Source organism: Synechococcus sp. H55.11 (assembly GCF_047462475.1).
GTDB lineage: Bacteria > Cyanobacteriota > Cyanobacteriia > Thermostichales > Thermostichaceae > Thermostichus.
The window spans coordinates 1-4,385 of the sequence record NZ_JANSJI010000240.1 but is presented as its reverse complement, the minus strand read 5'-3'; the positions used below and the strand labels follow the sequence as shown (position 1 = coordinate 4,385).

The following is a 4,385-nucleotide window of genomic DNA, read 5'->3' as shown; positions in this document are numbered from 1 at the left end:
AACATCGCTATTGGGTAACTGACCTTGTGCTAAATGGACTACAAATTGATCCCTCACCCTGCCCTCTCCCAGAGGGAGAGGGTTCTGAGTCTTCTCCCCCTCGCCCCTTGGGAGAGGGGCTGGGGGTGAGGGAATACTCCCTCAGGGAGAGGGGCTGGTGGCAAAGTGTCTTAAATCTTATTTGAAACGACCATACCCCCAGAACTTCAGCCGAGCTTAATGGCAGTGCCGGTGGCGGTGATGAGCAGCAGCACGCCGGTTTGATCGATGTTGATGGTGTCGGTGTTGATGGCGATGCCGATGACGCCATCTGCCCCCAGGCGTTTGGCTCGCCGCTCCAGCTCTTCTATGGCTTCTTTTTGGCCTTGCTCGAAGACGCGCTCGTAGGCTCCCGTGCGCCCGCCAATAATATCGCGGATGCCGGCAAAGAAATCTCGCAAGGCATTGCTGCCGTAGACCACCTCGGCGGTGACGATGCCCAGGTAGCGCTCGATCTCCACACCTTGCAGCACATCTGTGGTTGTCAGCAACATCAGCCTGCCCCCTTGGTCAACGCCTACCAGGATAGTCGGGATCGTCAACCTTCAGATCCCTCCCGATGGCCTTTGCCACGTGGTGGGGTATTGTTAACGGGATCCCCGGCCAAACCGGCGGCTGATACAATAGCTGCCCAAGAGTCAAAGACTTCTGCTTTGCCGACAGGATTCTCCCCCAAACCCGATGGCAGGCCCAATCCGAGTGGTGGGTAGTTTGAACATGGATTTGGTGGTGCAGGTGCCCCGCCATCCCGGCCCTGGCGAAACGGTGCTGGGATCCGACTACGCCACCTACCCTGGCGGCAAGGGGGCCAATCAGGCGGTGGCAGCGGCACGAGCAGGAGCCCAAGTGGAGATGTGGGGGGCGGTGGGATCGGATGGGTTTGGCCGCCTGCTGAGAGAGAACCTGGAGCAAAACGGCGTCGATACCCGTCACCTGAGGCAGTTAGAAGGGCCCAGCGGCGTGGCTCTCATCACCGTGGATGCAAGCGGGCAAAACCGGATCGTGGTCAGCCCTGGCGCCAATGGTCGCTATTTGCCAGCGCATTTGCCTCCCTTTACCCCGGTGGCTCTGCTTCTGCTGCAACTGGAAATTCCTCTGCCCACCGTGCAGGCTGCAGCAGAACAAGCCTTTGCCCAGGGGATCCCCATTTTGCTCAATCCTGCGCCCATCGCACCCTTGCCGGGATCCCTGTTGCGCCAGGTTCGCTACCTGGTGCTCAACGAAATCGAAGCCGCCGACCTTGCCCAGTCTCCTGTGGAAACGCCGGAACAAGCTCAAAAGGTGGCTCAAGAATTGCAGAAGCAGGGGATCCCAACCGTCATCCTCACCTTGGGAGGGGCAGGGTTCGTTTGGGCCGATGGGGAAGAAAGGGGCCATTGGCCGGCCCATCCCGTAGAGGTGGTGGATACCACTGCTGCCGGAGATGGTTTTTGTGGGGCGTTGGCCGCTTGTCTGGCTGCCGGGGGATCCCTGAGGGAAGCCTTGCGCTTTGCCAATGCCGCCGCTGCTTTGGCCGTAACCCGCGCGGGAGCCCAACCCAGCTTGCCCCGGCGCCCTGAAATCGAGGCGTTTTTGGCCTCTGCCCCAGAAACAGCCTAGACCAGCGCTAGCACCCGACCACAGCCGGTAACAGGATCCCTTGGGTACTGCTCAAGAGAACCTTGTCTTCCCGCGTAGGTGTGGGTTAGGAGATGAACAGACAGAAAACATCCGGTAGCTCTGACAAAGACCTGTGAGTACCCTCCTTGCTGAAGATGACGTTCTTTACCGTCAGCATGTACACAGCCTACTGACGCAACATTTGCCTGAATTTGGCCCGGTGTACACAGCCTCGAACGGCAGAGAGGCGCTGGATCTCTACCGTCAGCACCACCCCAGCTTTGTGTTGATGGATATTCGCATGCCCGAGATGACCGGGATCGAGGTGGCCCGCCAGGTGTGGTCAGAGTGCCCCAGCACACGCATCATTTTTTGGTCGCATTTTGCCGATGAAGTCTATGTGCGGGAGCTGCACAAGATTGTGCCCCCGCAAACCGTCTATGGTTACCTTTTGAAAAACTGCACCGATGAAAAATTGGTCAGCGCCATCCAAGCGGTGGTGCAGGACGAGCAATGCGTGATCGATCGGGAAGTGCGCGGGGTCGATTCCCGTTCACAAAACAAAATTACGGGTCTCAGCGATGCGGAGTATGAGGTGTTGGTGGACATTGCCCTCGGCCTCACCGACCAGGCCATTGCCGCACGGCGCTTTTTGTCCCGCCGAGGGGTCACCAACCGCCTGCGCAACCTCTACGACAAGTTAGAAGTGAGCAACGACCAAATCGAGAGCGACGAGTGGGGAACCACCTTCAGCCTGCGGGCCCGCGCCATCCGCCTTGCTTTTAAACGGGGGTTGATCAACGCCCAACTGCTGGATGAGGAGGAAGTGCATTTGGATCACTGGCTCAGCCGCTATCGATTGGATCCGTTGGACTAGTACCCAACCGGATAAAAGGGCGGGGCTTTTTCGGTCGGGCTAGCGGCGCGGAGCGCGGCCTGGTGGCCTGGATGGGGTTCAACTGGGCCAGGGGAGGCGAAAGGCACCTCGATCATCCGCTCCGGCACCAGCGGCACCATGTCGGAGCGGTCGGCAACTTCCCGCAGAGCATTGGCGATGGATTCTTGAGCCAGCAGAAACTGCCGTTCGTTGCGCTGCATCTGCTGCCACACCTGGTAACGCTGGCTCCATTGGCTTTGGGTATGCACAGTCCAACTGTAGAGGCCCAGCACCGCCAACCCCGAGACAATGGCCATGCCTGTGGAGATCTGTTGCCACCTGACCAGATGTTTTTTCCAGACGGGATCCCGACTGTGGGGATGAGCCGATTTTAAGGGCTGGGGGCGACTGACTTTGCTGGCGTGGGCAGCCGTCCTTGGGTGGCGGCGGGCAGGCAAGGTCGCGGTTTTGCTCTGCAGTGGAAAAGGGCGGCGGCCACGGCCTGTGTTCAAAGGCTGGCTGATCATAGAGTTCAAACCTCACACACACCAAGTGCCAACGTCACAACGCTAGCAATGGGTCGCTGCCGTTCGCGCCAGCGGGACGGAGTCCTTTTCCGACCCACTCTATCCGATCTGCAGCAGCTTTCCACGATGAGACGCAGGGTGCTAAATCAAACCTCCAGGCGAGGTGGAGGGCAATCACGGCGCCGCTCGGCGGGCAGCCACTCGCAGTTTGGCAGAACGGGCACGCGGATTGCGTTGCTGTTCTAGCTCGGAAGGGCACACGGGTTTGGGAGTGAGCACCTGCCAGCGGGGATCTGTGCGAAAGGCCCATTTCACCAGGCGATCTTCCAGGCTGTGGAAGCTGATCACGGCCAACCTGCCGCCGGGTTTTAACCAAGTGGGAGCCTGAGCCAGCAAGGTTTCCAAAGCCTCGAGTTCTCGGTTTACGGCAATGCGCAACGCCTGAAAGATCCGGGTGGCCGGGTGGATACGGCCTCGCCGCGCTGCCGGGGGTACCGCCTGGCAAACCACCTGGGCCAGTTGGGTGGTGGTGAAAAGGGGGCGCGACTGTTCGATGCGGTGGGCGATGCGGCGGGCAAATCGCTCTTCGCCATAGCGGGTGAAAATGTCGATCAAGTCTTCCACCGGGCGATGATTGACCCAATCGGCAGCGGTTTCCAGATCAGCACCGGGATCCATGCGCATATCCAGCGGCCCCTCCCGGCGAAAGCTAAATCCTCGCTCAGGAGAGTCCAGTTGTGGCGAACTCACCCCCAGGTCGGCCACGATGCCATCGAAGGGGATCCCCTGCCCTTGCTCATCCCGAAAGCCGTGCTGCTGCAGATCGAAATCGGCAAAGTTGAGGTGCCAGAGTCGGAGGCAACTGTCGGGGATCCCTGCTGCGGCCAAACGCGCCTGGGCCGCCCGCAGAGCTGCCGGATCCCGATCCAGCCCCACCACTCGCTCTGCTCCTCTTTGTAGCAGCACCAAGCTGTGTCCACCCCCTCCCACCGTCACGTCCAAAAAGGTGCCGCCCTGCCGTTCGCGGGACGAACTCCTTGGTTGCAGATAGGCCACCACCTCTTCAGTCAGAACGGACTCATGGTGGTAGAGAGGGATCTCCCCAAGCAGAGTTTTCGGCAAGTCCATAAGCGCAGCAGAGGGGTGGCTTCGATGCTAGCCGGGTCTTTTCCCCAGCCAAATGGATCCGTCTGTTCAGTAGGTCGGCTGAGTTTCGCCTCTATTGGTTTGTAGAGTAGAGACTGTGCTTTTATCAAGCTTTCATGATCTCAAATTATAGTCATTTCAAATAGCAACGAAACGTTTCTCTACATTGCTACGCGCCGCTCTAACTCCCCTCTCCC

The 4,385-nt window shown here is 59.5% G+C and carries 5 protein-coding genes; 2 read left to right on the top strand and 3 right to left on the bottom strand.

All coding sequences use genetic code 11. The features are described 5' to 3' along the window. Positions 1-206: 206 nt before the first annotated feature. Positions 207-533 carry a YbjQ family protein gene (locus NW853_RS09695; RefSeq protein WP_414336018.1) on the bottom strand — a complete coding sequence of 109 codons (327 nt, stop codon included), beginning with the start codon at positions 531-533 and terminating at the stop codon, positions 207-209. A 187-nt stretch (positions 534-720) separates the two neighbouring features. Here NW853_RS09695 and rbsK point away from each other — a divergent pair, with 187 nt between their 5' ends. Both rbsK and NW853_RS09685 read left to right on the top strand, forming a co-directional pair. Next, positions 721-1,638: a ribokinase gene (gene rbsK, locus NW853_RS09690; RefSeq protein WP_414336016.1), complete on the top strand. Its 918-nt coding sequence runs from the start codon at positions 721-723 to the stop codon at positions 1,636-1,638. A gap of 133 nt (positions 1,639-1,771) precedes the next feature. Continuing rightward, positions 1,772-2,515: a response regulator gene (locus tag NW853_RS09685; RefSeq protein ID WP_414336014.1), complete on the top strand. Its 744-nt coding sequence runs from the start codon at positions 1,772-1,774 to the stop codon at positions 2,513-2,515. On the opposite strand, the gene NW853_RS09680 is transcribed toward NW853_RS09685, so the two are convergent. Together NW853_RS09680 and rsmH are read right to left on the bottom strand one after the other, a co-directional pair. Next, a complete protein-coding gene (locus NW853_RS09680; RefSeq protein WP_414348908.1) occupies positions 2,512-3,042 on the bottom strand; it encodes a hypothetical protein in 531 nt (176 codons plus the stop codon). The genes NW853_RS09685 and NW853_RS09680 overlap by 4 nt on opposite strands. A gap of 174 nt (positions 3,043-3,216) precedes the next feature. After that, positions 3,217-4,170 (bottom strand): 16S rRNA (cytosine(1402)-N(4))-methyltransferase RsmH, encoded by a 954-nt coding sequence (gene rsmH / locus NW853_RS09675; RefSeq protein ID WP_414336010.1) that lies wholly within the window; start codon positions 4,168-4,170, stop codon positions 3,217-3,219. Positions 4,171-4,385 lie beyond the last annotated feature (215 nt).

What these genes read in the sequence shown, in the direction of transcription:
- NW853_RS09695 (WP_414336018.1), bottom strand. Translation starts at nt 533, where the DNA reads ATGTTGCTGACAACCACAGATGTGCTGCAAGGTGTGGAGATCGAGCGC.
- rbsK (WP_414336016.1), top strand. Translation starts at nt 721, where the DNA reads ATGGCAGGCCCAATCCGAGTGGTGGGTAGTTTGAACATGGATTTGGTG.
- NW853_RS09680 (WP_414348908.1), bottom strand. Translation starts at nt 3,042, where the DNA reads ATGATCAGCCAGCCTTTGAACACAGGCCGTGGCCGCCGCCCTTTTCCA.
- rsmH (WP_414336010.1), bottom strand. Translation starts at nt 4,170, where the DNA reads ATGGACTTGCCGAAAACTCTGCTTGGGGAGATCCCTCTCTACCACCAT.